This is a genomic window from Mycobacterium sp. 20KCMC460 (genome assembly GCF_022179425.1).
Taxonomy (GTDB): Bacteria; Actinomycetota; Actinomycetes; order Mycobacteriales; family Mycobacteriaceae; genus Mycobacterium; species Mycobacterium kiyosense.
Genome location: NZ_AP025524.1, coordinates 4,868,137 through 4,894,827, shown reverse-complemented (window position 1 = coordinate 4,894,827; position 26,691 = coordinate 4,868,137). Strand labels below are relative to the sequence as shown.

Annotated in this window: 22 protein-coding genes and 1 pseudogene; 9 read left to right on the top strand and 14 right to left on the bottom strand. The window is 63.9% G+C overall.

From position 1 onward, the window contains the following. Nucleotides 1-6: 6 nt before the first annotated feature. Nucleotides 7-1,071, bottom strand: a complete 1,065-nt coding sequence (locus tag MKCMC460_RS22515) for a phosphotransferase family protein (RefSeq protein ID WP_236977216.1) — start codon at nt 1,069-1,071, stop codon at nt 7-9. Further along, the gene (locus MKCMC460_RS22510; RefSeq protein WP_238304842.1) at nt 1,064-2,449 is read right to left on the bottom strand and encodes an NAD(P)/FAD-dependent oxidoreductase; all 1,386 of its coding nucleotides are present in this window, start codon (nt 2,447-2,449) and stop codon (nt 1,064-1,066) included. The genes MKCMC460_RS22515 and MKCMC460_RS22510 overlap by 8 nt, the downstream gene beginning before the upstream one ends. A 271-nt stretch (nt 2,450-2,720) precedes the next feature. On the opposite strand from MKCMC460_RS22510, the gene MKCMC460_RS22505 reads away from it, so the two are divergent. Both MKCMC460_RS22505 and MKCMC460_RS22500 read left to right on the top strand, forming a co-directional pair. Next, the gene (locus MKCMC460_RS22505) at nt 2,721-3,458 is read left to right on the top strand and encodes a hypothetical protein (protein WP_236977214.1); all 738 of its coding nucleotides are present in this window, start codon (nt 2,721-2,723) and stop codon (nt 3,456-3,458) included. Nucleotides 3,459-3,460: 2 nt separating this feature from the next. Continuing rightward, a complete protein-coding gene (locus MKCMC460_RS22500) occupies nt 3,461-4,762 on the top strand; it encodes an NAD(P)/FAD-dependent oxidoreductase (RefSeq protein ID WP_238306035.1) in 1,302 nt (433 codons plus the stop codon). An 11-nt stretch (nt 4,763-4,773) separates the two neighbouring features. Here MKCMC460_RS22500 and MKCMC460_RS22495 read toward each other — a convergent pair whose 3' ends face one another. From MKCMC460_RS22495 to MKCMC460_RS22465, 7 genes are all read right to left on the bottom strand, one after another. Then, on the bottom strand, nt 4,774-6,195 hold the full coding sequence (locus MKCMC460_RS22495) for a cytochrome P450 (protein WP_238304840.1): 1,422 nt from the start codon (nt 6,193-6,195) through the stop codon (nt 4,774-4,776). Next, nucleotides 6,192-6,959 carry a hypothetical protein gene (locus tag MKCMC460_RS22490; protein WP_236977210.1) on the bottom strand — a complete coding sequence of 256 codons (768 nt, stop codon included), beginning with the start codon at nt 6,957-6,959 and terminating at the stop codon, nt 6,192-6,194. The genes MKCMC460_RS22495 and MKCMC460_RS22490 overlap by 4 nt, the downstream gene beginning before the upstream one ends. 14 nt (nt 6,960-6,973) lie before the next feature. Beyond that, nucleotides 6,974-8,530, bottom strand: coding sequence for an NAD(P)/FAD-dependent oxidoreductase (locus MKCMC460_RS22485; RefSeq protein WP_236977209.1), 1,557 nt, complete (start codon nt 8,528-8,530; stop codon nt 6,974-6,976). Nucleotide 8,531: 1 nt separating this feature from the next. Continuing rightward, nucleotides 8,532-9,425, bottom strand: coding sequence for a DUF1295 domain-containing protein (locus MKCMC460_RS22480; RefSeq protein ID WP_236977208.1), 894 nt, complete (start codon nt 9,423-9,425; stop codon nt 8,532-8,534). A gap of 178 nt (nt 9,426-9,603) precedes the next feature. Continuing rightward, complete coding sequence (locus MKCMC460_RS22475; protein ID WP_236977207.1) at nt 9,604-10,671, bottom strand: hypothetical protein; 1,068 nt, start codon at nt 10,669-10,671, stop codon at nt 9,604-9,606. Between the two features lie 98 nt (nt 10,672-10,769). Beyond that, nucleotides 10,770-11,861 carry a hypothetical protein gene (locus MKCMC460_RS22470; protein ID WP_236977206.1) on the bottom strand — a complete coding sequence of 364 codons (1,092 nt, stop codon included), beginning with the start codon at nt 11,859-11,861 and terminating at the stop codon, nt 10,770-10,772. Nucleotides 11,862-11,985: 124 nt separating this feature from the next. Then, nucleotides 11,986-12,609, bottom strand: a complete 624-nt coding sequence (locus MKCMC460_RS22465) for a TetR/AcrR family transcriptional regulator (protein ID WP_238304839.1) — start codon at nt 12,607-12,609, stop codon at nt 11,986-11,988. Nucleotides 12,610-12,973: 364 nt separating this feature from the next. Here MKCMC460_RS22465 and MKCMC460_RS22460 point away from each other — a divergent pair, with 364 nt between their 5' ends. The 4 genes from MKCMC460_RS22460 (at nt 12,974) to MKCMC460_RS22445 (ending at nt 18,256) form a co-directional block, all read left to right on the top strand. Beyond that, nucleotides 12,974-14,146: an aminoglycoside phosphotransferase family protein gene (locus MKCMC460_RS22460; protein WP_236977204.1), complete on the top strand. Its 1,173-nt coding sequence runs from the start codon at nt 12,974-12,976 to the stop codon at nt 14,144-14,146. 203 nt (nt 14,147-14,349) lie between these two features. Next, nucleotides 14,350-14,784 (top strand): MmpS family transport accessory protein, encoded by a 435-nt coding sequence (locus tag MKCMC460_RS22455; RefSeq protein WP_236977203.1) that lies wholly within the window; start codon nt 14,350-14,352, stop codon nt 14,782-14,784. After that, on the top strand, nt 14,781-17,645 hold the full coding sequence (locus MKCMC460_RS22450; protein WP_238304838.1) for an RND family transporter: 2,865 nt from the start codon (nt 14,781-14,783) through the stop codon (nt 17,643-17,645). Before MKCMC460_RS22455 ends, MKCMC460_RS22450 begins: the two co-directional genes overlap by 4 nt. Before the next feature lie 5 nt (nt 17,646-17,650). Beyond that, entirely contained in the window at nt 17,651-18,256 is a 606-nt protein-coding gene (locus tag MKCMC460_RS22445; RefSeq protein WP_236977202.1) for a TetR/AcrR family transcriptional regulator, read from the top strand. An 18-nt stretch (nt 18,257-18,274) separates the two neighbouring features. On the opposite strand, the gene MKCMC460_RS22440 is transcribed toward MKCMC460_RS22445, so the two are convergent. From MKCMC460_RS22440 to MKCMC460_RS22430, 3 genes are read right to left on the bottom strand one after another with little or no spacing between them, the layout of a single operon-like run. Continuing rightward, nucleotides 18,275-19,333 carry an ecdysteroid 22-kinase family protein gene (locus MKCMC460_RS22440; RefSeq protein WP_238304837.1) on the bottom strand — a complete coding sequence of 353 codons (1,059 nt, stop codon included), beginning with the start codon at nt 19,331-19,333 and terminating at the stop codon, nt 18,275-18,277. Further along, on the bottom strand, nt 19,333-20,319 hold the full coding sequence (locus MKCMC460_RS22435) for a hypothetical protein (protein WP_236977199.1): 987 nt from the start codon (nt 20,317-20,319) through the stop codon (nt 19,333-19,335). The genes MKCMC460_RS22440 and MKCMC460_RS22435 overlap by 1 nt, the downstream gene beginning before the upstream one ends. A gap of 14 nt (nt 20,320-20,333) precedes the next feature. Beyond that, nucleotides 20,334-21,380 (bottom strand): LLM class flavin-dependent oxidoreductase, encoded by a 1,047-nt coding sequence (locus tag MKCMC460_RS22430; RefSeq protein WP_236977197.1) that lies wholly within the window; start codon nt 21,378-21,380, stop codon nt 20,334-20,336. A gap of 176 nt (nt 21,381-21,556) precedes the next feature. Between MKCMC460_RS22430 and MKCMC460_RS22425 the strand changes: the two genes are divergently transcribed. After that, entirely contained in the window at nt 21,557-22,060 is a 504-nt protein-coding gene (locus MKCMC460_RS22425; RefSeq protein WP_236977195.1) for a TetR/AcrR family transcriptional regulator, read from the top strand. Nucleotides 22,061-22,217: 157 nt separating this feature from the next. Here the strand turns inward: MKCMC460_RS22425 and MKCMC460_RS22420 are convergent, their stop codons facing one another. Both MKCMC460_RS22420 and MKCMC460_RS22415 read right to left on the bottom strand, forming a co-directional pair. Then, nucleotides 22,218-23,561, bottom strand: coding sequence for an NAD(P)/FAD-dependent oxidoreductase (locus MKCMC460_RS22420; RefSeq protein ID WP_236977193.1), 1,344 nt, complete (start codon nt 23,559-23,561; stop codon nt 22,218-22,220). A 305-nt stretch (nt 23,562-23,866) separates the two neighbouring features. Then, nucleotides 23,867-24,010: pseudogene (locus MKCMC460_RS22415) on the bottom strand (PEP-utilizing enzyme); the annotation flags it as partial. A gap of 421 nt (nt 24,011-24,431) precedes the next feature. Between MKCMC460_RS22415 and MKCMC460_RS22410 the strand changes: the two are divergent. After that, nucleotides 24,432-25,499: an LLM class flavin-dependent oxidoreductase gene (locus tag MKCMC460_RS22410; protein ID WP_236977190.1), complete on the top strand. Its 1,068-nt coding sequence runs from the start codon at nt 24,432-24,434 to the stop codon at nt 25,497-25,499. Between the two features lie 33 nt (nt 25,500-25,532). After that, complete coding sequence (locus MKCMC460_RS22405) at nt 25,533-26,531, top strand: LLM class flavin-dependent oxidoreductase (protein ID WP_236977189.1); 999 nt, start codon at nt 25,533-25,535, stop codon at nt 26,529-26,531. The last annotated feature ends 160 nt before the right edge of the window (nt 26,532-26,691 follow it).

The window sequence follows — 26,691 nt, the reverse complement described above, 5'->3', positions numbered from 1 at the left end:
CCCCCTTCATGATTCCGCGAGATCCCAGCACGGCTGCAACAGCGGCGCCTGGGCTTCACGTTCGGCTTCCGTCATGTTTCTCTGCAGTGCGCTGACCGCGACGATGATCATGTACGCGGCGAACTTCTTGAAGTAGTCGAAGTCGTGCAATGGTCGGCCGCCGGCGGCGCGGTACCTGGCCAGCCATTCGTCTTCGCTTGGTGGCTGCAGCAATCCGCTGTCGGGCGGCGCCGCGAAGATGCGATTGCTGACGCATTGCAGGGCGAGGTCCGCCTCGGCGCGCCCAAGGCTCGACATCTCCCAATCCAGCACCGCTGCCAGTCTCGTGCCGTCGAAAAAGTAGTTCTGCAGTGTCGAGTCGCCGTGCATCAACTCCGGCTCACCCTCGGGAAGGTGGTCGAGCAGCCACCCGCGGACCGGAACCAGGCGCTCGAACGTTGGCAGGTGCACCCAATCCCAGGTCTGCCAATACCAATTGATGAGGCGCTCCAGCGGTGCGAAACCCGGTGCGTTCATCACGAAGTTCTCCAGGCCTCGCGCCTTGATGTCGGTGTTGTGGATGGCAACCAACGCCGTCATGATCTTGTTCAGCATCTCCTCCCGATCGGCCGGCGACGCCTCGGCGATCGGTCCCTGAATGAAGGCGGCTGGATGCTGGCCCCGCCCCCGCACCCGCGACATCACGTATCCGGCGGCGCCGAGCCAGCGGCCATCGGGGTCCAGCCACAATGGTTCGGGCACCGGCACATCGGTGCCGTACAGAGCGCGCTGTACCTGGAACTGTCGCGACAAGTCGTATTCGAAGAACAACCGTTTGTCGCTGACCGGCGCGTGACGCAGCACCAGCTCGCGGGTGACACGGCCGCGGTCACTGTCCAGAGTTGCGTCGAACAGCACTGTGCCACTTGAGGCGCCGACTTCACCGCCGTCGCCGATCACCGTCACCTCGACGCTGCCGCTGACATCGGGCTGCTCTTCGATGAAGCGACGAATCTCGTCGGCGGCGACTTTGTGAACGACGTCTTTGCCGGCGCCGATCACAGAGCTCAGCATTGATTGGACATCAGCCATGAGTGAACTCCTTTTGTTTGGCCCAGATGCGTCGACTCTGGTGGGTGGTCAAGTTCGCCGCGGCGCGGTTGCCCCAGGCGACGGCCGTATTCTGGCCGGTCTGCGATAAGTAGTCGCCGGCGAATTGAATGCGCGACCGTGGATTCAGGCTCGAGGTGAACTCGGCGATCTGCTGATAGACGCCAACGCGTGCCTGCGGCAACGCCACTGGCCACCTGCGCACATACGTGAAATCGACGGTACCGCTGAGCTCCGGGAACAGTCGCAGGACTGTTTGCAGTGAGCGCGCCACCAATTCGTCGTCGGAGCGCTGCATCCATGCGCTGGCCGCCGACATCTCCCAGCACACCGAGAGCAGTCCGTGGCCGGACGGCGCACGGTCTGGCGCCTTGTTGTTCTCGACGATGATCATGCAGACCTCGCGGTCTTCGGCGGCGGGCAGCTGGATCAGGAATGCCGGTGTGTTCGCCGGGCGGGTGGTGCCGATGGCGACGTTGATCGCCTGGGTGAACTTGAGCGTGGCGTTGAGCAGGCCGAGTCGTGTTCTGGCGGGAGCGCAGATCGTGGCCGCGACGGGCAGTGGGGTGGCGACGACACACGCGTCGGCCTCGACCGTCTTCGTCTCTCCTTCGGGGTCGCGATATTTCAGGCGCACACCATCGTTGGTTTCGGTCAGTGAAAGTGCGGGGGAGCACAGGTGCACCGTGCGCACCTGTGCCAGCAGCGCATCGATGATCGCGCCCTGCCCACCCGTCAGCGTCGACAGGCGGCCGGCCACCGCATTGACCAGACCCGACATCAACTCGACGCGGCTGACCTTGTCGGAGTTGGTGAGCAACAACGCGCGCGTGATCGGTTCGCCGAAGTAGGCGTCGGCTTCGGCCCCGGCCAGCCTGCGTACGTAATCGCGGGCGGTCTCGGTGTCAAGCGGTGCCGCGGCGCGCAGGTCATCGTAGGACAGCATGCCGCGCAGACTGGCTCGCGCGACGTCGAGCACCACCCGTGCCAGCCTGACCTTGGTGGACCAGGACAGCGCATCGGTTTTCAGCCCCGAGCGGATCAACCGATCGAGGCGCAACAGCCGGACCCGGCCGTCGCGGTAGATGCCGAGATATGGGGCCGTGTCCACGATGGACAGCCCCAGCTCGTTGGCCAGCTGCGTGGCAATCGGGTATCGCGCGGCGAACGCCGTCGCGCCGGTGTCGACGCGATAGCCGTCCTGCACGATGGTCTCGACGCGGCCGCCCGCGCGGGATTCCGCTTCGAAGACTTCCACCTCCCAGCCTGCCTGCTGCAGACGGTAAGCGGCAGTGAGGCCGGCGATTCCAGCGCCGGCGACAACTGCGCGCCGTGCTTTCACGATCGATGGTCGGGGCACCTGGTGGCTTCTAGGGCTCTCGTGGCGGAGGGTTATTTTGAGACAGTAGGGTTTAATAATAGTTGGTGTCAACCATCGTTTACGGAAATCTTCGGATCGAGGAGCTGATGACCCGAATTTTCACTAATTCAGAACTTACGTCGGGGTCTAAACCGTGTTCCGCGAGGTACTCTGTGACCGTACGAAAAGCGGCAACGATCGTTTACAATTCTTCGATGTCTCAACCCAGATCGGAGTGCGGGGACCGCGAGCGGCCGAGGAGGAGGGCGAATTGCTATCGCCACAGGCAAATCTGAGACTCCTGAAGCAGACTTCGTGGAGCGGCTTCGTCTACATCGCCTTCCTGATGGTCGGCATCTGGCCGCTCGCCGGCTTTTTCCCTTCGCAGCCGCCGAGCTGGGACGCCGCCCGGATTACCCGGGTCTACCACGACAACGTCATGGGAATCCGCATCGGAATGGTGCTGGTGCTGGTAGGCTCGATGTTCTATGTGCCCTGGACGGCGATGCTGGCCAAACTCATCGCGGCCGTGGAGGGCAAGCCGGGCATCCTGACGTTCTGTCAGATCATCGCCGGCTGTACCAATGTGCTGCTCACCGCGTATCCCGCAGGCTGGTGGCTCACCGCGTCGTTTCGCTCCGAGCGCGATCCGCAGATCGTGCAACTGCTCAACGACATCGCCTGGCTGCAGTTCCTCGGCGTGATAGCACCGTTCTACTTCGTCGTCATCAGCATCATCTACGCCTCACTTGCCGACGAGGACCCTGATCCGATCATTCCGCGCTGGGTAGGATGGTTCAACGTCTTCTTCATGCTGGACCTGATACCGCTGAGCATCATCTTCTTCTTCAAGAGCGGTCCGTTCGCCTGGAACGGGTTGTTCGGCTTCTACCTGCCGTTCGCGACGTTCTGGGTCTGGTTCTTCGTGATGTACTACGCGATCCGCAAGTCGCTGCACCGGTTGGACGGAGTGCCCGAGCGGCCGGTGGCTGCGGTCAAGGTGGCGTGAGCATGCCGCAAGCCGCGATAGTCGGAGCCGGCTTGTCCGGGCTTACGGCGGGCTATCGGCTGCAGACCGCCGGATGGCAGGTCGATGTCTTCGAGGCGACGAACTCGCCCGGTGGCCGGGTACAGACCGTGCGCCGCGATGGCTACGCGGTCGACACCGGGGCTTCTGCGCTCGGTTCGACATACCACAGCTACCTGGCGTTGGCGCGCGAACTCGGCATCGAAATGCGGCCCACCGCACCATATATCGGGATCCGTCGCGCCGGCGCGACGCATCTGCTCGACATGGACAAGATGGTCCGTTCTGGCTTGACGACGCCGTTGCTGTCGCTGGGCGCAAAGCTGCGGGTGCCGCGGTTGGCGATTGACGTGGCGATGGCCAAGGCGCGCGGCCGTCTGGACTACGCCGACATGCGCAAGGCCGCACCACTGGACACCGAAAGTGCGCGTGCCTACGCCAAGCGTGCATTGTCCGCAGAAGTCGACAGCTACCTGTGTGAGCCGATCGTGCGGACCATGTTGATCGCCGACACCGACAAGGTGTCCAAGGTGGAATTGTTCTCCGGGATCGGCAACATCTTCACCGCCAAGATCCTGGCCGCCGCCGGCGGGCAGGGCCGGGTCCCCGAGGCGCTGGCCAGCCGCCTGAAGGTTCACCTGCAGACGCCGGTCGTGGAGGTACGGCGGCACGAAAACGGGGTCCGAGTCACGCATTCGGGGACGACGTCGGACTACGATGCCTGCGTCGTCACGTGCCCGCTGCCCGAGGCGGCAGCCATCTGCGTCGATGATCGCGGCATCCTCGGTCCGCTCGACGAAAGCCTGGGCTATACCCAATGCGTCAGTGTCGCTGTCGGCACCAGCAGGCCACCGGACTGCCCGGCGTTTCTGGTGATGTTCCCGTCGGTGGAGGATCCCGATATCGCGCTGATGTTCCTCGATCACAACAAGGCCCCCGACCGCGCGCCGGCCGGCCGCGGCCTGCTGAGTTGTCTGTGGGAAACCGGCGCCTCGCAGCGGATGCTCGATGCCCCCGACGAGCAACTGATCCAGCACACCCTGGCGTCGGTGTTCGAGGTGTTTCCCGAACTGCGCCACACCGTCGAATTCACCCACGTGACCCGGTGGCGGCGGGCGTTGCCCTTCACCCGGATCGGCGCCTACCAGGACATCGGGCGCCTCAACTCCGAACTCGACCCGGCATCACCGGTGCAGTACGCCGCCGACTTCATGTCGGCGGCCGGGCAGAACACCGCCGTAGAGTTCGGAAATCGGGCCGCGCACAACTTGATTGGCGCACATTAGACCTGAGTGGGTCAGGTATGCCGCAACGTCGGCGAGGCCACGCCCCGCGGGGTTTCAACGGGGCAGCGGGGTGTCTCGGCGGCCGGGAGCGGGGCCGGCGCTGCGCCGCGGACCGACTCAATGCAGATTCGAGCGCCGCGGTGCGGCGCCAGGATGACATGCTTCACGCGTTGCCGTTCATCGCGTGCCGCAGTCGTTCGCAGCTGGACGCGGCGGAGAACCTCGCGTAGTACGACTCGCATCTCGACCATCGCGAATGTCGCACCCAGACAACGCCGATTGCCGCCGCCGAACGGCAGCCAGGTAGTGGGACCGAGCGTGGTGCCGAGCATCCGGTCCGGGTCGAACCGGTCCGGATGGGGGTATTGCGCCGGGCTTGCGTGAACCAGCCCGATGCCCGGGGCGACCATCACGCCGGCGGGCAGGTGGTAGCCCGCCAAGTCGACGGGCCGCGTCAGGACGCGACCGACGTCGAAGACGATGGGGCGAATCCGCAATGTTTCCTTGGCGATTGCGTCGAGGTACTCGTCGCCTGCGGGATCACCGGCCGCACTCGCGTCGGCTGCGCGTACCGCCCGGCGCAGGATGACGGGATGCCTGACGAGCCGCTCCAGCGCCCACGAGAGTGCCGTGGCGGTCGTGTCATGTCCGGCGGCCAGCAGGGTCATGAGTTGGTCACGCAGTTCGGAATCGGTCATGGTTCGACCGTCGTCGTGGCTGGCCCGCACCAGCATCGCGAGCACGTCGGTGCGCTGGGCAAGATCGGTAGCAGCGCGTCGATCGGCAATCTCGGCATATAGGAGTCGGTCGGCTTCCTCGATGCGGCGGCGCACATATCGCCAGGGCCGCCGCAGCTGCAGGTCGGGATTCGCAATTGCCAACGAGGCCCACGGGCCCAGGTTGAGCAGCGCCGGCATCACCTCGCGCAATGCGGCGAGTCGGTCGGGATCGGTGGCGCCGATGACCGTCCGCAAGATCACCTCGAGGGTGATCTCGGACATCTTGGGCGCCACCGGGAATTCCACCCCCACCGGCCAGCTGTTGACGCTGGCCGCGGCAATCTCGGAAATCACACCGGCTTGGCGTGTGACGGCGTCGCGCTGGAACGGCGCGATCATCAGACGTCGCCGGTCACGGTGCAGGTCTCCGTCGATCACCAGCACCGAACTTTCGCCCACGAACCCCGCGAGCAACGAATTCGCTTCGCCAGCATGGTAAACGGCGGGATCACCGGCGAAGACGGCCTTGATGTCGGCGGGGTCGTCGAGGTAGACGAGCGTCCCCATGGTCGCGATGCGCAACGCGAACACGCTGCCGTACCGGCGCCGGCAGGCGGCCACGAAGCGTGGCCAGTAGCGCAGCATCAGCGCGGTCTGCACCGACCGGGGGAGCGGTGGACCGGGAGGCAATCGATTCCGCTTCGTTGCGGTCATGATCGCAGCATACGAGTGTCTTCTGGCCCGGCGCCCTCGGCTATCTGGAGTGTCAGGGCTCTATGCACCGTCCACGTCATCGACACAAGCCAGGCGACGAGCCCGGTGAGGGGTACGAAGAAGCCGAGGATTCCATTCCAGGCCCACGGGCCTGTCTTGAAGAACAGAATCAGGCCGGCGGGAATGATGAGGATGGCGGCCCACAGCGTGAGGTAGCCGACCCAGCGGGGAAGAATCGGCGCGGGCCGGTTGTCCATGAGCACAGCCGCCGCGATGCAGAACATCTGGACTTCGACCGACCAGATGACCAGGACGAAAAGAATCCACCCGGTGTCGTTGAGCGCGCGGGTGATGTCGACCGGCCGGTCACCGGAACGGAAGGCCGTCGCCATCCAGATACCGACCGGAAAGATGAACTCGAGCGAGAAGAGTGCGCACGACAGCGTCTGGGTTGCAGCAAGCGCCTTGGCACCGGGGATCCGCCGGATCTGGCCCCCGATCGCCACGCCCCACGGCACCCAAAGCGCACAGGCCGCCATGGTGACGACGAGATTGACCCTAATCATCGTGGGGTGTGCGTTGTACAGGTTGGCGATTTGTTCCGACGTCGCCCAGGGGCGATGCGGCGGCAGGAAGCCGCCCAGCCAGAACGAGATCAGGAATAAGACCATCATCACCGGTCCGGTCCAGATCAGTACCCTTTGGACCTTGGCTTCCAGGACTGCGCCGGAGTCCGGGCCGTCCGCCGAAATGTTGCCGGCCACCAATATGCCTGTGACTAGAGCGATTTGAGGACGGTGCGAGCGGTGGTCCTGCCTGCCCAGCCGTGCACACCGCCCATCGGGTGCGCACCCGCCCCGGTATGCCACAGACCGGGGATGGGGGTGCGGTAGCCAGCCAGCGCCGCGGTCGGACGATTGGGTCCCATCTGATTCAGCGACATGTCGGCAACGACGTAGCTGCCCTCGTACGTCATCTCCCGCAGTTCGTCGGGACTCTTCACCCAGCTGCCGATGACGCTGTCGCCGAAGCCGGGGGCCAACTCGTCGACCTTGCGGATCGCTTGCGCCGCGTAAGGTTCGCGGTGTTGCTGCCAGTCGCTGCCATCGGCGAAGTTCTGCGGGACCGCGGTGCAGAACAGGTACATCGTGTCTCCGGAATCGCCCGGCGGCACCTGTGATCGGTCGAACGCCGAGGGCATCAGGGCCCACATCGGCGTCTCGGACGGTATGCGGCCGTGCATCGCGGTGTCGAGGGCCCGGTCGACGTAATCCTTGGAGTCGCCGATCAGCATATAGCTGCCCCAGAGCTCTGGCCTGTCGCACAACAGTTTTGGACGCTCGGACAGCGCGACGTCGATCTTGGCGTTGTTGATGCCCCAGCCGTTGATTCGGATGTTACGGACCTCGTCGAGAACCGGCTCCGACACATGCGCCGGGTCGACGAGCTTGCACATCAGCGAAACCGGATCGACCGCTGCGACAACCTGTTTGGCGGACAACACCTCGCCGCTGGCCAGTCGTACGCCGGCGGCCTGCCCGCCGCGGACCAGGATCTCTTCGACCGCTGCGTCGGTGCGGGTCTCGCCGCCGTGATGGCGCAGGCAGGCCGATAGCGCTTTGGTGAACTCGGCCATGCCACCGATCGGGCGTTTGATGCCCCAGCCGATGTGCATCATGATCACCCCGAGCACCGCACCCGAGCCCGGTTCGCGCAGCGGAGCTTCCGAACCGGAGGCGTAGATCGCCAACAGCGACTTGACCTCTTCGGACTCGAACATCGTCTCGATGAGCTGATGCGGCGAAGCCATCAACATCCGCGCGACGGGTGCGAGATTGCGGCGTTTGCGTACCGCCCGCCAGCCCAGCTCCGCGACCGTCTTGACCCGCGGCCGGGTGGGGTGATCCATCAGATAGGGCGCCGCCACATACCAGAAGTCGCACCACATTTCGCACAGCTGAGCGAACTTTGAGGCATCTCGTTTCGAGTATCGCCGGATCTCTTCGACGGTACGGTCGAGCGAACGCCACAGCCCGATCGACTGACCTTCCGGCCCCAGGTAGGCGCCCCACGGTTCCGGACTCGCTTGGCGCAGGCCGAACGATTCCAGGCGAAGCTCGCTGATGATTGACGGCTCCAGGTTGGTGAACAGCAGATCCACCGCGCACGGGTTCATCACGAATCCTGGCGCCTCGGCCACGGTTTCGCGCGAGTAGGTCATGCCGCCGAGCCACGGATTGCGTTCGAGGACTACGACCCGCTTGCCGGCCCGGGCGAGATAGGTGGCACAGGTCAGACCGTGGTGGCCGCCGCCCACGACGATGGCGTCATACATCTCAACGTGCGTTTGCCGTCGCGCGCTGCTCGGCCAGCCGGGCCTGGTTGCGCGCGATGGCGTCGGCGGACAGGGGCAGCGGCAGGAATCGGCGGGTGCGGGCCATCAGCTCTTGATACTCGGGCCGCACGCCCATGTAGTTGTCCTGGAACGCCGAACCCAGCACTGACGTCAGCATGATGGTGTTGATGACCGGGCCGACGACGGTCCACCAGTAAGTGGGGTTGCCGGCGACAGCCACCAGCCACATGCCCCACCACACCGTGGTGGTACCGAAGTAGTTCGGGTGGCGGCTGTACTTCCAGACGCCGGTGTTCAGGTAGCGAGGACGTTGTTCCAGTGCCAGGAATGACTGCAGCTGCGCGTCGGCCACCGTCTCGAAGTACAGGCCCACCATGAACACCAACAGGCCGATGAATGCCACGGGTCCGATGCCGCCGTTGGGCGCTCGGTTCGCCAAAATGCCCACCACGGCGGGCATTCCGATCAGCACGATGATCACCGCCTGGGGCTCCATCACCCGGAAGAAGCTCTTCCACCAGTAGCCGGGCGTCATCTCCTTGACGAAGTTCAGGTAGCGCGGGTCGCCGCCGTGGACGGGTACGTATCGACGCCAGCGCGCGGCCAGGTACCAGCCCAGTCGGCCGCCGTGCAGCATCACCATGAACAGCAGCAGCGCCGCGGTGACCGATTGGGCCCCGACGATCAGGTACGCGAGCAACGCCGGCACCGCGAAGGCGAAGCCGTACCAGCCGTCCATCATCGAGTGATTGCCCTGCAGCAGGCCTACCAGCCACAGGATGGTCACCACCGAGAAGGTGAAGATGGTGCAGAACAGGAAGACGCTGAGATTGCTGGACGGATTCACGCCCAAGCTGCTGACCAAACTATTCACCCGCACACTCTAACAAATCGGAAACGATCGGTCACGTAGATTTCGAAGCATATGTAAGTCATTTCAGGCATTGATACGGCACAGAGTTTACGATCGTTAACTACTCTGCCGGTCGCTGCTCGACCAGCAGGTGAATCCTGCTGGTCGACGGCAATCTCCCGCCCCGAGGTCGGCGACGCTACGCCATCTGGCCCGGAACGAAGGGGAGGTCGGAGAAGGACTCGATGATGCCGGCCGGCGCGGCGTGGACGGCCGCCAGCACATTGACGGCACGGTTGGAAGTGGTGACCATTGCGTCGGTGAGAGGATCGGTGCCTTCGAAGGCGATGTCGACGGTGATGCCGGGCTGCCCGACGATGGTGAACCGGTAACCGCCCCGCTGCGGGGGCTGGGGCCAGTGCGGGGCGATGGCGGGATCGAGTCGCTCATAGTGCTCCACGCACAGCCGGCGGTTTCCGTCGATGAGGCCCTCGAGTCCCCAGTGCAACGCCGCGATACAGCCCGCCGGAACATCCAGACCGCTGGTGGTGACGAACGCCGTGTCGGTGACCGCAGTTTCGCGGAAATGCCGGATCTCGTCGAAAGTGATATCGAACGCCTCGGCGAGGTAGTGCAGGATCGACTCCCAGTAGAAGTTCAGGAAGTCCGGTGAGAACCCCTGCGCATCGGCATCCGGATGCTCGCCGAAACCCAGCGCTTTGAGCATCGCGGGGTCGTAACTGGAGATTTCCAACATCTCGGCCATCGTGACCGACTCGATCCGGTGCGACAGGTTCGTCAGCGAGAAGATCAGTGAGTCGCACAGGAAACCGGGGAAGATACCGGTGAAGTGCAGCGAAGAATTGCCGCTCGCGCATGCTTGCCGCAGGCGCGAGACGATTGCCGGGTCGGCGGTGGGGATGTGGAACAGCTGGGTTGGGGTGATGGTAACCAGGTCCTTGCCTGATTCCAGGATCGCGCACAGGTCGTCGACGACCTCCTCGAGTCGGCCGACGTCGGTGGCGCTGTAGGAAACTACGTCTCCCGGCCCCTCCAGCAGAGCGCGGGCGTCGCGGGTCGCCGCGATTCCTACCGGAGCCAGCCCACACAGTTCTCCGGCGTCCTTGCCGTCCTTGTCGGGGGAACTCACGTAGAGCCCGACGAGATCGGTGTCGGGGCGCTCGATGATCGCGCGCAATGCCGGTACCCCGGCCCGGCCGGTCGCCCACTGGATGACCTGCACGGGTTTTGCTGTGGCAGTGCGCATTTGCGCTCCTTAACTCAGTCGTGCGGGTCGGATCGTCGATGTGACTCGGCCACCTCCCCAGTCGGCAGTGTGACAGCCTGCCGCCGCACCGAAACCGCTCATCTCGCAGAGACCCGGGCCGTCCTTGGCTGGACGTAACGCATTTCGGGCGCCTCGGGCTCCTTGATGCCGGGGGCGGCGGCGAGCGCTACCGGGATCGCTCTCACCAACGGTCCGGCGGTGATCCAATAACCCGGCGGGATGGAGTTCGGATCGTCGGCGTAGCGATTGGTGCCGTCGCGGACCGATGCCAGCGACTCTATGACAACTCTCACCGACGGACGGCCTTCCAGTTCGACGATCCAGCACTCGTCGACAGGTGCCTCCACCGGCCGGTTGACGCCGACGTGATATTTGATGTCCTGCGTCGCGAAGACCCGGCCACCGATCCAGCCTTCGATTCGCGTGATCGACAGGCCCACCGTGCCCGGTTCGATGGTGATCAGTGGATGCTGGATCCGTTGATCGGTGGGTTCGCTGATCGACCGTACGGTGACCTCATCGAGGTGCACCCCCATTTGTTCGCAACCCCAATTCATCGACGGCGCAATGTAATTGCGAACAAAGTTCTGGAAGACGGTGTCGTTGCGCACCTGTTCGACCGGCAGTCCGAAGCCGAACAGCGGCATCATCTGCGCACCCAATGTGTCGCCGCGAAAAATCTCGGTGATGTGGATGCCGTCCAGTTCCCCGCACAGGCCCGATGCGGTCAAGACCTGGCGTTCCCACACGTAATCCGGATCGATGCCCGACACCATGAAGGTGGCGCCGCCCCGGTCGGCCGCGTCACCGAAGCGCCGCCGGACCTCCTCGCTGCGGAAGCCCAGGTTCGCGTAGGGCAACGCGGTGATGGTGTTGATGCCGGCCTCGAGTAACCGAACCAGATCGTCGTCGGCAGCGAAGGAGCCCAGATCACGAGCCAGATAGACCGCGACATCGGGGGCCGCGTCGATGAACTCCTGCGGGTCCAGCGTGAGCCCGACGCCCAGCGGGCCCGCACCCGCCAATTCGCCTACGTCGCGGCCGTCTTTTCCCGAGTCGTAGCCCAGGCCCGCGACCAGCTCCAGGGCATGATTCCGTGCGACGAGCTGCACCACCGCGCTGCCCGTCATTCCGACGCCCCACACTCCGACGCGCGTAATCGATTCCATCGAAGCCTCGTTCGCGATCGCGGTTGCACCAGGTCAAACCCGTCTAGAGCACTATGCCGACAATCTGTCAAAATTTTGACACTGTGTCAAGCCTGTAGCCGGTCAGCGGCTGTGCGGCGTCAGCTCAGGTCCGAGTGGCCGGCGGCGGCAGTGCGGTCCGATCGAGGAATTCGGCGGAGATTTCCGCCGCCATCTGCTGGAGGTCCACCGCTTGCGGATTGACCAGCCAGAGCATGTCGAGGCCCATCAGCTGCATGATCAGCCAATGTGCGATCCGTTCGACCTCGAGATCGGGTCGGACCTCGCCACGGCGCTGGCCCTGGCGCAGGAAGCGGCGGATCGTGTCGGCGACCATTTCGATCTCGGCCCGAACCATCTCGGCTTCCCGTTCCCCTGCCTGATCGGTGAGCAAGAGGTAGAAGAAACGCAAATCCATCGGTCCTGAACGCGCTACCTCCTGATAGCGCAAGCTGACCATATGCTCGGCCAACTCGGAGAGCGTCGCTCCGTCCGGGACGGTCGACCAGTTCTGTCGATAGCGCCGCAGGGTGGCCGAGAGAGTCTCTCGCAGCAACTCGTCTTTCGAGGAGAAGTAGTAGTAGAGGTTGGCGCGCGTCATTCCTGCCGCAGCCGCCACCTGGCCAATCGAGGTTGCCCGCACGCCACGCTCGGTGAACAACCGCTGAGCCGTTGCCAAGATTTCTTCTCGAGTGAAATCTCGTCGAGCTTCGGTCATCGACCTGGCCATCGGTTCCCTTTCCCGTCCGGCATGAGGCTACCGTCGCGCGGGCCTGGTTACTCTCCGGGCACCGCGGCGATGGATCCCTGCAGCGGGCGCAGGAGGTGCTTGTTCGGTGCCGTCCGCGGGCAAGGCAACGGAGCGATTGCAGTCCTCGCCGTGCGGCAGCCGGGTGCGCAGGAAACGACCGTTCTGCTGCCTGAAGTGCGTTCGACCGCGTCGCGCACGGTGGCTTATTGCTTCCCAAGGACTATCAATGTCAAATGGACGGTGGTATGGACGAGGTGTAACGACCGTTCACCCCGGGAAGGGTTGCGACGGCAGCGTCGCGGTCCCGCCGCTGAGGCCTGACGGGTGATTCGAAGGAGTTGGCATGAACCCCAAGCTCAAACTCGCCGGACGCGCCGTCGTCGTCGGCGCCATCAGCGTCTCCGAACGGTTTCGTGCGCCCACAGTGATCCATCGCGATCAGGTGCCGATCTCGGGTGCCCACGTCACCGCCGAGTGGTTGACGTCGGTGCTGTGCCGGGACACCCCGGGTGCCGAGGTGGTGGCTGTCGACTTTCCAGGTGGCAGCAGTGGAACCTCGGAACGTGTCGCCATTCGCGTTACCTACAACGACGCCGGTATGGCCGCAGGTCTGCCCTGCCACGTATTCACCAAGGCCACCAAGTCATTTCAGCAGCGCCTCATGTTGGGGGGTGCCGGAGTACTGCACGGCGAGACCCGCTTCTACACGGGTCTGCGGGACAAATCGACGCTGGAAGCGCCGCGGGGGTATTGGGGCAAGGTGGATCCGGTCTCGTGGCGCTCCATCGCCGTGATGGAGGACATCGCCGTCACCAAGGGTGCCAAGTTCTGGGAACCCACCACTGCCTTCAGCCGTGAGCAGATCACCGATCTCGTCGGGCAGCTGGCCCGGCTACATGCCCCACTGTGGGGCGATCCAGGCATTGTCGACCTGAACACGCCCGCCGACTACATCGCCAACACCAGCAAGTTCCTCGACATTCGTAAGCGCTGTGAAGTGGGGATGCGGCGGGCACGGCAGGTAATTCCGCCCGCGCTCCTAGGTCAGCATGACCGGCTGTTCGACGCGACCGTGCGCTCGATGGACATCGCTGCCCACCAGATGCCGCGCACCCTGTTGCATGGTGACTGTCACGCCGGACAGACCTACGTGACCGACACCGGGAAGATGGGTATCGGCGACTGGCAGGTGATCCAGCAGGGCGGCTGGGCCTTCGACTTCGCCTACCTGGTGAACTCCGGCTGCGAGCCGGACGACCGCAGGAAATGGCAGGATTCGCTGGTTCGTGAATACATCACGACGCTGCGAAACCTGGGCGGTCCGGTGATCGGCTTCGACGATGCCATGCTCGCCTACCGCCAGCAGTCGTTCTGGCCGTACGCGGCGTGGGCGTTCACCATCGGCCGAGCGCCCTACCAGCCCAAGATGCAGCCGGTGGACTTCTGCCTGGCGATCGTGCGGAGGACCGCGGCGGCCATCGACGATCTCGATTCTTTTGCCGCCGTAGGTGTTTGACCGGTGAACCGGGCCGGCTCGAGGACTTGGGGTGGCAGCCTGGGTCGTCGAAGTGGCTGGCGATGCGGTACAGTCCCATTCGATCGGCAATGGAACTCAAGTTCCGTCATGAATGCGAGGCGACTTTCTGCGCTCTGACGTGCCGACGGCTCATTGGTGGTGCGTGGCGTGTGGTGGCGACCGGTAGGTGAGGAGACGGTGGGGTGTATCGACTGTTCCGGAAGGCGTGGATACCGCTGCTTCTTGTCGTCGTCGTCGTGCTAGGCACCTACGTTGTCATCCGTGTTCGCAACACTTTCGGTGCCAACAGCGCCGTCGCGAGAGGCGAGGTGAACGCCGACACGAAGCCGTTCAATCCCAAACACATCACCTACGAGATCACGGCCCCGGCGGGCGGCACTGCCAACGCCAACTATCTCGACGAGAACGGGCAACCCCATCTGGTCGAGAACGCCCCGCTGCCGTGGTCCTACACGATCGTGACGACACTGCCTTCGATGTCAGCCAATATCGTCGCGCAGGGCGACCCCGGCATGCGGACCCTCCGATGCCGGGTGATCGTAGACGGCCAAGTTCGTGACGATCGCAGCAGCGACGGATTCGAACCCTTCATCTACTGCTTGGTGAAATCGGTATGAGCAACGACCTCGCACACGCACACCGATCCCGCGTCGCCCACCTGATCCGTGTCCTTGCGGTGCCGATCATCCTCTTCTGGCTCCTCATCGCGGTCGGCACCACGTTGTTCACCCCGTCGCTGGGCGAGGTGGCGGGGAAGCACTCCGTGCCCATGACGCCGACGGAAGCGCCGGCGTTCAAGGACATGATGAACATCGGCCACAAGTTCCAAGAGTTCGACACCGACTCCACCGCGATGGTCGTCCTGGAAGGCGACGACAAGCTCGGTGACAGTGCGCACGAGTTCTACAACAAGATCGTCGCGAAACTCAAGGCCAGCAAGCACGTACAGAACGTCCAGGATTTCTGGAGCGATCCGCTGACCGCCGCGGGTTCCCAGAGTCCGGACGGCAAGGCCGCCTACGTGCAGGTCTTCCTCGACGGCGCCCAGGGCACCAGCCCCAGTCACGAGTCGGTCGCCGCGGTCCGCAAGATCGTCAAGAGCGTGCCCCCGCCGCCGGGCGTGCGAGCGTACGTGGCCGGCAACACCGTGCTCAACACCGACACCCTCATCGCCGCGCACAACAGCATGGACCTGATGACGACGGTCACGATCGGCGTGATCTTCGTGATGCTGCTCGCGATTTACCGCTCGCTGAAGAACGCGTTCCTGGCTTTGGTACTCGTCCGCTTCGAGCTCTATGCTGCCGAAGGGGTGGTGGCTACCGCGGGTAATCTCAACATCATCGGCCTCACCCCGTACGCCGTCAGCATGGTCACGATGCTGACCATCGCCACCGGCACCGACTATTTCATTTTCCTGCTGGGCCGATATCACGAAGCCCGATCCCGCGGCCAGGATCGGGAAGAGGCCTACTACACCGCCTACAGCGGCGTGATGCACATCATCCTGGGTTCGGGTCTGACGATCGTGGGCGCCTGCCTGTGCCTGACCGCCACCCGGCTTCCGTATTTCCAGACCATGGGGGTGCCTTGCGCCATCGCGCTCGTGACCACCATGCTGGCCGGCCTCTCGCTGGCTCCGGCGGTACTCGCGGTCGCGTCCAGGTTCGGTTTCTTCGATCCGAAACGTGAAGTCTCGGAACGGGGTTGGCGCCGGATCGGCACCATGGTGACGCGCTGGCCCAAACCCATCATCGTCGTGACTTCCTTCATCGCGGTGATCGGTTTCGTCAGTCTGACGACCTACGTCCCGAGCTACAACGACAAGAAGTTCACCCCGCCGGACATCGCGGCAAACGTCGCGCAGACAGCCGCCGAACGGCACTTCACGCCGGCCCGGATGAATCCGGAATTGCTGATGGTCGAAGCCGACCACGACCTGCGCAACCCGGCGGACATGTTGATCATCGACAGGGTCGCCAAGGCCGTCTTCCATGAACGCGGCATCGGGCGGGTGCAGACCATCACCCGGCCGCTCGGGGCGCCGATCGAGCACAGTTCGATCCCGTTCCAGATCGCGATGCAGAATTCGGCGACGCTGCAGACGGCTAAGTTCAACAACGACAACACAGCTCAGATGTTGAAACAGGCCGACGAGTTGAGCAACACCATCGCGATCATGGAGCACATGTACGGGGTTATGAAAGACCTCACCGCGACGACGCACAGCATGGTCGGTCGATCCCATGCCATGGTCGAGACCACGAACGAACTCCGCGACCACATCGCCGACTTCGAGGACGCCTGGCGACCGATTCGCAGCTACTTCTATTGGGAGAAGCACTGTTTCGACATTCCGCTCTGCTGGTCGCTGCGATCGATCTTCGACTCGCTGGACGGCATCGACCAGCTTTCCGAGCAACTGACCGACCTCAACGGCGATCTCGATAAGATCGACCAGTTGATGCCCAAACTGCTGGCCGATTTCCCGGCGACCATCGACTCGATGAAGACCATGCGTGATTTCCTGATGTCGACCCACAGCACGATGGCGGGGATCCAAGCCCATATGCAGGAGGGCGCGCAGGGGTCGACGTTGATGGGTCAATATTTCGACGAAGCCAAGAACGACGATTCCTTCTATCTGCCGCCGGAAGTCTTCAAAAACCCCGACTTCCAACGGGGCTTGAAGATGTTCGTCTCGCCAGACGGAAAAGCCGTGCGGTTCATCATCACCCACCAAGGCGACCCGGCCTCGGTGGAAGGCATCCAACATGTCAAGGGCATCAAGGAGGCGGTGGCCGACGCCCTCAAAGGCACCCCGCTGGAATCGTCGAAAGTCTCGCTGGCCGGTACCGCGTCGATGTACAGCGACATGCAGGATGGGGTCGTCATCGACCTCACCATCGCCGGCATCGCCACGCTGATATTGATTTTCTCGATCATGCTGCTGATCACCCGTAGTCTGGTCGCGTCCCTGGTGATCGTCGGTACGGTGCTGGCTTCGCTAGGCACCGCCTGCGGTCTCTCCGTGCTGCTCTGGCAGGACATCCTCGGGCTGGGATTGCAGTGGATTGTGCTTCCGCTGACGGTGATCATCCTGCTGGCCGTGGGGTCCGACTACAACCTGCTACTCGTTTCGCGTTTGAAGGAGGAAATCCCGGCCGGGTTGAACACCGGCATCATCCGCGGCATGGGTGCCTCCGGTCGGGTCGTCACCGCGGCCGGTCTCATCTTCGCGGCGACGATGGCGTCGATGATCGTCAGTGACCTGCGGGTGATCGGGCAGTTCGGCACCGCGATCGGAATGGGCCTGCTCGTCGACACGTTCATCGTGCGGGCATTCATGACGCCGGCGATCGCGGCCGCACTCGGCAACTGGTTCTGGTGGCCACTCAACACCTTCCGCACCAAGAAGGTCGACGAGCCCGAGGAGGATGTGAACACCGCCCCGGTCGCGCAACCAGTGAAGGTATAACACTCATGGCCGAGATGGAATCTAAGCTCCGCCAACGCACGGTTGGCAGGCTGGACCGTTCCCGTGATCCCGCGATACTCAACGCCGCCTTGGCCGCGCTGACCGAGAATGGTTACGACGCAACGAATATGGACGACATCGCCGCGCGCGCCGGGGTGGGTAAAGCCGCGATCTACCGCCGGTGGTCGTCGAAAGCGGCCTTGCTCACCGACGTCCTGCTCTACTGGCGGCCCGATCTGCGCACCGACGACGTTCCGGACACCGGCAGTCTGGCCGGCGACCTCGACGCGCTCGTCGAGCGAGTGGCACGCAACGACAACGCATTGATCACCAACGACGTCGTGCTTCGCGTTGCGCTGGAGTCCACCCGCGATCCCCAGCTCGCCGAGGCTCTCGGCGACCTGATTCTGCTCAAGGGCACACCGATAATCTCGACTATTCTCGCCCGCGCCGCCGCCCGCGGTGAAATAGCCGCCGACCGCGACTGGTCCCTGGTCGCCGATGTTTTGACCGCGATGAGTCTGCTGCGGGCACTCAACGGGCAGACCGTCGACGCGGATTTCATCCGGAAGGTCATCGAAACTCTGGTGCTACCAGCGGTTTCCACCTAGACACCTGAACGGGCGCGTTCACATCAGACCGGCGAGTTGCGCGGCTTCCAAGTCCAGTGCCATGTCTGCGTATCGGCGGGTCTGGTCCGCGATCACCCGGTCGACCCGCTCCGAAGGCGCGACCTGGCTGGACAGCCCGCAGAACAGGTAGACGGCATACATCGCACCTTCGCGGTAGGCCCGGAAGCAGTCGTCGAAGTCGTAGCCGGCGATACCGGCGGAGGTGAGGCGGCCGTGAAACTCTGCCAGCAGAGCCCGCTCGGCAGCGCGCCGAGTCGCCGTCGAGAGTGAGGAGCCCAGGAAGTATGCAAGGTCCATGCCGGGTGGGCCCAGACGCACCGTTTGAAAGTCCAGCAGGGTCGCCCGCGGAACCGGGTCGAGACTGAAAAGCACGTTGTCCGTGCGCAGATCACCGTGCTGAACGACCGACGGGCCGGCCCACGATCTGATCCATTTTCCGGCTTGCGGAATCACCGTCTCGAACAGCGAGACTTGAGCGGGCTCTAGGGCGTGGCCGAAGCGAGCGAGCCACGGCTCGAGTCCGGCGGGCATCGAATCGAAAAGCTGAACCGTCCGTTGATGATCCGCGAGCCAGGGCATTGCCGCGGTAGTCGACGAGTCCCACGACGCACCTTGCAGATGAGCGAGTTCAGTCAAGACCGCATTGCACTCGTCCTCGGTGCTCTCCACGAGCACATCGCCCGGGCGAGTTCTTGCGCTGAGGTCTTCGAGAACCAGGGTGAACGCTCCCGTTGCCTCATCGAGTTCGGCGAGATGGCAAGCAGGAGTGCTCAAGTCGGCCAGCTGTGGCAGCAGGTCACGGTAGAAACGGACTTCGAGCTCGTACATCCGCATCGCCTGGGCAAGCGCGCGCGTGCCCGGATCCGAAGTCGGGAACTTCACGATCACCGAATCGGGCCCACCGTCGCCCGCGGCCCAGGCCAGCGTCGCACGCACCATGTGGCACATGGCGCCGCCACCTACCTGCTCGAGCTGGACGTCAGTCACCGTCGAGCCGGCACTTCCGAGTGCACTCGTGAACCAGTCGGGGGTGAGCTCGTCGGGACTGGACACCATTATCGCGAGCCCAACGCCTGGCGCTGATGGGCACGGATGACGTCGATGTCGAACCAGTCCTGGTTCTCGCCCCAACCCGACTCGCCGTCGACGTCCCAGCTGGCGAGGCACCACTGCATGTGCCAGATGCTGTGCCACTTCAGGCAGTTCTGAACTTCTGACTCGGCGTGCATCTCTCTGCCGAGCTCGTCGATCAGATGGAGCGCGACCTTTCGCGGCCGGCCGTCCACCTCGCGGTCCAGGACCTCGCGGGTGCCGTCGACGACATGCGCGGTGATGCCGTCCTTGGTCAGGTGGCCGTAGCTGACCTGGTCGATCGATCGGGCGCTGACCGGCGCCCTGGGGTCGGGCCGTGCCGACGTGACCGCGAAGGAGGTGCGCTCGGAGGCCCAGGCGAAGTCGAATCCACCACCGGGAAGGTTGTGGGCCGGGCCGGGCCGCAGACCCCGGGAGTGGTCGCGAAAGTGGTGGCAGTCAACCGGAATCGTCTCACCGTGCAGGGTTATGGTGCCTGTCACGGTGCCGAGTTGTTCATAGTGGACGCCGCCGTAGATGTCGAAGCCGTGCTCGCCGGAGTAGTGCAGGTTGGGTGGCTGATAGGCACCGGTCCAGAGCAGGTCGAGGGCATAGGTGTCGCTGGTGTAGCCGAGTCGATACTGCTTGAGGGGCTCAATGGTCTTGCAGCGCATGCCATTACCGAGTTCGAAGTCGAACATGTCGGTGTCGGGGGCCATCGGGTTGAAGTGAAACCATTCCGAATAGAGGCAGTTGTGCGTTTCCATGCCCTTGTCGTCCCACAGCGCAACGCCTGCCGATGTCAGGTTCATGTTCGGCCGGTGCCACACGTAGAAGTAGCCGTCGATCTTGCGCTCGGGAATCATGAATCCGAACAAGCCGGATTCGTTCCAGAACGGATCGTCGGGTCGCTCGTGGTAGCGAAACGAGTCGTCTTCTGGGGTGATCTCGCGTTCCATGTCGGTTGTCATCGCGGTCCTTCGCGTCATAGTTGCTCAAGCAGGGTCCGCAGCCGCGGGAGCTGTTCGCCGATCACCCGCGCTGCCTCTTGGGGTGCGTAGGTGGTTCCGGTGACGTCGCCGAGCAGCAGATGGGTCGCGCCGGAATCGGCGTAGGGAGCGATGCGCTCGGCGATTTCGTCGGCGTTGCCCAACCAGGCGAGTTCCTCGACGAGCTCCACGGGAATCGTGTCGGCGATCTCGACGAGACGTTCGGCCTCGATCGTGTGCGGAATGATGTCGGCCTGACCGCGACAGTTCGGTCCACCTGGATGCTCCAGGCCGTACGTGCGCCAGGTCGCGGCGGGTAAGTAGTAGGCGATCAAGCGCGCGACTGGTAGCCGTTCCAGCGTCTGCAAGACCTGCTCGCGAGAGTCTCCGAGAATGGTCGCGGGCACCAGTGAGGCCACCGGTGTTGGTCTGCCGGCGTTCGCGGCGGCAGCTTTGATGACCTCGAATTGCTCGCGGTAGCGGTCCACGCTGCTGGGCAGCGGCAGCCACCCGTCGGCGTACCTACCGGTCAGCCGTAGCATCCGCGGGTGCTGGGCCGCCACCCAGACCTGGGGAATGCCTTTGTCGCCGCCCCGCGGAAGTCCGGTGCGGCCAACGCCTTCGGGCATTCGGCCGTGGTCGAGCATCGAGCGGATTTCGCGCAAGGCTCGTTCGACATTGCCGACGGGGGAGTCGTAGTCGTAGCCGAAAGGGATGATGGACTCCGCCTCCCCGGAGCCCACGCCCAGGACGAAACCGCCCCGGCAGGCGTCGTGCAGAGTGAGGGCGGCGCGGGTCAGATCACCGCCCCGGCGTCGGGTGGCATCGGTGACGCAGAGGCCCAGCGGCAGGTCGGTGGTGGGGCCCAGCGCGGCAGCGACGCAAAAGGGGTCGAGCAGCGCATCGGGATCTGAAAGTGCTTGGGACGCCGGGAACAACGGCCATATTGCCGGATGGGTGAGGCCCATCATGTGGTCGAGCACCCAGACGTCATCGACTCCCACCTGCTCCGCGGCTCGCAGAGCGGCGCGATTGACGTCCATAGATTGCATCGTGGGCAACAGCAGGCCAAGCCTCACGGATTCCCCTGTTCGACGCCGAACTCGATGACCAAATATTTACACCGTAAAGGTTTTGCCTGTCAACTGCATGATCTACCTTTGCGGTAATGACCACCGGTAATCGGCCCGGGCGCCGCGCACTTCTCGACGTCGACCATGTGATCGACGTGGCTTTGGCGATCCTGGACGCCGACGGTCTGGAGGCCGTCAGCTTGCGGCGCCTCAGTGCCGAACTCGGCGTCAGCCATATGACGCTCTATGGCTACTTCGATTGCAAAGACGCACTATTGGAAGCGCTTGTCGCCCGTACCATCGCCGTTCCGGCGATCCGTGCAGCAACATCCGAGTCCTGGGACGAAGTGCTCTTCGAAGTGATCCAGGACCTGCATAGTGTATTGGTCGACCGCCCTGGGATCGCCGAAATCCTGGTTGCCCGCGAGCTTACCGGTGGCTGGATCGCCGACGCGCGGGAGCGCATCCTCGATATCCTCCGCGGCGGTGGCTTCGACGACCGCCAGGCAACCGATGGGATCAGCGTCATCTTCAACTACCTGCTGGGTGCGGTCATGATCGAAACGAGACGCGGACGGGGCGGTTCGCCGGCTGCCTTCGAGGTCGGTCTGCGGTATTTGATCACCGGTCTCAAGACCGACCCGCCGTGACTCCGGTGAAGCTGCCGGGTTTCGTCGACGCGAGCTTCCAATCCCCGTCCCAGGAAAGCCCTTTCGTTGCCGCTACCCGGTTGGTGGCGCAGTGGCGCAAAGGTTCGCGCACATCATGCTGCGGGAGGCGATGGGTCTGCGCCGGCTTGGACAGCAGTCACCGCAGAATTCCGGTGGCGAGTAGTCGTTCTGCCGCCCGTAGCCCTGTCGTCGTTGCGGCCTCGATGTTCTGCATGCTCTGCGAGTCGCCGGCGAGCTGGATGCGGGTGTCCTGTTCGCACAGGGCGCGGAACCTGCCGAGATCGCGGTAGAAGCCGATCGGACTGACTTCGAGATGCCACCGGCTGACGTCGACGAAATCGACCGCCCCAGCGATCCACGGCAAGAGTTTTTGAAGACCATCGAGGACCGACCGGCGGATCTCGTCGTCGTCGTCGTCCCAGTGATCGCGGCCCCAGGTATCCAGAATCGTCAGTGTCAGAAGGCCTTTGCCCGCGGGAACGCGTCCCTCGGCCTTATTGTGATCGACCATCACACCGGTGATGAACGGATGCTCGGATTCCGGTATCAGGACGTAGGTGGCAGCGAGCGGTGGACGGCGCGACAGACCGACGCTGATGATCATGAAGGGATTGTTGTGGACGCGCCGCAGGAATTGTCGCCGCCACTCGTCGAGCTGCGGGACCAGCTCCGCAGTGATCTTTCCGGGTGTCGCCACGACACAGGCCGCCGCCCGCTCGATCCGTTGTGCGCCCCCGCTGTCGGTCCAGTTCACGGTTACGCCGGCATCGCTGGCTTCGATGCTGTCCACGGTCGCGCCAAGATCCACCTTCTTGTCCTGCGCTATGCGATCCGCGTAGGAGTTCATACCGTCTTTGAAGGCCAGGAGCTTGGCACCGCCGAGCAGTGTGAGCAGCGCCAAAAAGTCTACGCGCGAGGACGTTCGGCCCGAGGTCGCCGCGATACCACGCATCAGCGCGCCGATCAGGTACTCCCGCAGCTCGCGACTCAGGTGTGCACGCGCCCACTCGTCCACGGACTCCACGTCGTACTCGCCGGTCGTCGGAATGCGTTCGTAGAGGGCCTTGCGTGACCGCACCAGCTCGGGGACAAGTTTGACCAGTTCTGCCTTGGCCCGTACCGACAGCAGTTTGGTCTTGACGATCGCGGAGACCAGGTGGTCTCCGTCGAGATCGTGCAGAACGCCATCGCGGACCACCGACAGTACGAATCTGCCCGGAACGACCTCGTCGCTCATGCCGAGCTGGTCGGCAATCGACAGCACGTTGCCGTACGTGCTGGTGATGAACAGAGCGCCGTTGTCGATGATGTAGCCGGCACGGTGGTTGGTTGACATCTTGCCGCCGACGCGATCCGCGGCTTCCAGGATCCGGACCGACACGCCCGCCTGCGCCAACCGGTGCGCCGCGGCGAGCCCCGAAGGACCCCCGCCGACGACGATGACGTCATCAGGATCGACCGGCCTCTCCGGGCCGGTCACCGCTGCACGCCTTTGAAGGCGTCGGTGAGCCGGATATTCGAGATCTGCGCTGCGCCGAGGTTCACGTCGGTCACCTCTCAATCCGAGTTTCGGCCTGATTCCATGGCGGTCGTCAGGTTCTGGTGTAACACCGAGTGCGTGTACCCGGGTACTCTATTCCTGGTCAAACGTCGTGGAGAACGATTACTGCCAAAATCGTCGAATACACGCTAGATCAAATCTATTACAAAGATCTAGACTGCAACCGATCGTTAACAGCGACCGGTCCGGCAGTTCGGCTTATTCGCATCAGTCCAGGTAGGCATTTATGGGATCCGGGTTATCGTGCCGGCCGATCCGTCGACTCGGACGCGATCTCCCGAGCGCAGCCGTCGCGTCGCGTCGTGCGTGTTCACCACGGCCGGCAGGCCCAATTCGCGGGCCACGAACGCGCCGTGGCTCGGACTGCCCGTCCACAGGTTTGGCAACATCAGCGTGCAATAGTGCTCGCGCCGCGCGCGGCGGAACGCTATGACCTCGCGCACGTCCGGTCGCAGTAGGGGGCGGTCACCTCGTCGAATGTCAGATGTCGTCGGCACCGAGGCCCGCGTTGACGCCGCAAGCACGGTATGGCCTCGGGTTCAACCGGACACCTCCGGCCGCGGACTCCTGGCCGACATTCGACAACGTGCTCAGTACGGGGACGCCCCACAACGGCCTGACCGAGAGAGTGCGCCGAGGCCCTTCGTCGAGCGAAGCGAAACGCTGCGGCCGAACTAACGCTGTCTTGGTGCAGAAGTCAACGATCGTTCACAGTCGTCGGCTGTGCTGATATGCTCCAAAACATGCTGCGGTTCGGCTCTGTCTACACGGTCGTTCAGAGTCGCGGCCATGATTGAGGAGCCGCAATCCGTCATGCGTATCGGGCACGGACACTTCTTCCAGAACCTTGACGGCCGACCGGATGGCGAGGTCTGGCAGGCGGAGATGGCGCTTGCCGACCGGGCCGAGTCGCTCGGCTTCGATTCGGTGTGGGCGGTGGAGCATCATTTCGCGGGTTACTCGATGTCGACGGATCCACTGCAGTTCCTGACCTGGGTTGCGGGGCGGACGCACCGGGTTCAGCTGGGCACGATGGTGTCGGTATTGCCGTGGCACGACCCGATTCGGTTGGCCGAACACGCGTGCGTGCTCGATCACCTCTCGGGCGGAAGGCTGATCCTCGGCATGGGGCGCGGTCTGGCGCGTCAGGAGTTCGACGGCTTCGGCGTCGAGATGGGGCGCTCCCGCCAGCTGTTCGATCAGTACGCCGCCGAGCTGCTGGACGCGTTCGAAACCGGACGAATCCGCGGTGTGGATCTGCGGCCGGCCCCCTTGGCTCCGTTGCGCGGGCGGGTATTTGCTTCGTCGATCTCGCCGGAGTCCGCCGAGGTGCTGGCGCGGCTGGGCGCCGGGATCATGATTTTCTTGCAAAAACCCTGGGAGCAAACGGTCGGTGACGTGGAGCGTTACCGTGAGCACTATCGCCGGTACCGCGAAGGTGACCCGCCCAAGCCGATGGTCGTCATCTTCAATGCCTGTCACGAGGATCGCGACACCGCCGCCGAATACTTCGAGCAGGTGGTCAATTACTACCGTTCGACGATCGATCACTACGGGTTCGCCGATGAGGCAACGGCGCGAGTACCCGGTTACGAGTATTACGGCAACATCGCGCGGACCATCGCCAAGCATGGTCACGAGCAGTTCGCGCACTTCCTGGCCGAGCTGCAGCCGTGGGGGACACCCGACGAGGTCATCGAGCAGACCCGAGAGATAGTGCGCCGCACCGATGCCGGCGGCCTCATCGTCGTCTCGGCGTTCGGCAATCTGACGCCGGCCGTGGCGCTGGCCAACCAGGAACGCTTTGCGCGAACCGTCATGCCCGCTTTGTACGAAACAGTTGGTAGTTCAACCTGAAAGGGGTTTGGGGCCTTGAAACTTGGAATCACAATGCCCAGTCGCACGGCAGCGCTTTCGCGCATACCGGATTACGCGCGGATGGCCGACGAGGCGGGCTTGGATTCGGTGTGGACCTATGAGGTATACCGCAATCCGTTTGCGATGCTGGCCACGTCGGCCTTGGCCACCTCCAACATCGAACTCTGCTCGGGGCTGGCGACGGCATTCAACCGCTCGCCGTTCGAAGCGGCCAATGCAGCGGCCGATGTCGACGAGCTGTCCGGAGGCCGGATGAGATTCGGCCTCGGTACCGGAGTTCCGGAGTTTCTGGAGTCCTTCCACTCCACCGACTTCAACAAGCCGATCAAGCGGCTCAGTGAATACGTCGATGTGTTGCGCCGGTCCTGGGCATACCTCGCCGGTGAAGAGGTCAAGCCCTACAGCGGTTCGTTCTACAACTTCGTCGCCCCGCCGATCAACCCGTGGGGGCTGCGGGAGATGGTGCGCCCGCAGATCCCGATCCTGGTTGCGGGTATGCGGCCGCAGATGTTGAAGTTGTGCGGAGCCAAGGCCGACGGATGGGTCGGATACCTATGGACGCCAAAGTTTTTCGAGCAGATCGTGTTACCCAACATCGCCGAGGGCGCACGTTCGACCGGTCGTGATCCGGATGCGCTCGATTTGGCGTGCGAGGTCATCTGCTGCGTGCACCCCGACCGTGATGTCGCTCTGGCGCGCGCGAAGAAGCACGTCGGTTTCTACATCGCCCATCCGGTTTCTGACGTTGTCGCCGAGATCGAGGGCGTGCAGGACCTGGTCAACGAGTTGCGGATTTCGATGATGCAAAAGGGACTGGCCGCGTTCGAGGACACCCCCGAAGAGCTTGTGGAGCTGTTCTCCATCACCGGGACGCCGGAGGAGTGTCGCCAGAAACTGGACAACTACAAGGGTTTGCCGCACCTGGCTTTGCACACGTCCTATGTGCCGCCGTTCACCGCCGAGGAGTCCGAGGACTGCTACCTGCAGATCATCGACGCCTTCAAACGGTAGTGCGCCGATGACTGCTGATGTCGTCGTCGGCGGCGGTGGGCCCTCGGGGTTGGTTGCGGTGCCTCGGTTGTCGCGAGTTATCGCCGCGCTACGAGTGCTGAGCTCCGCCGACCATGTGGGCGGGAACATGCGCACCTCGGCCGAGTCCTGTCCCGACACT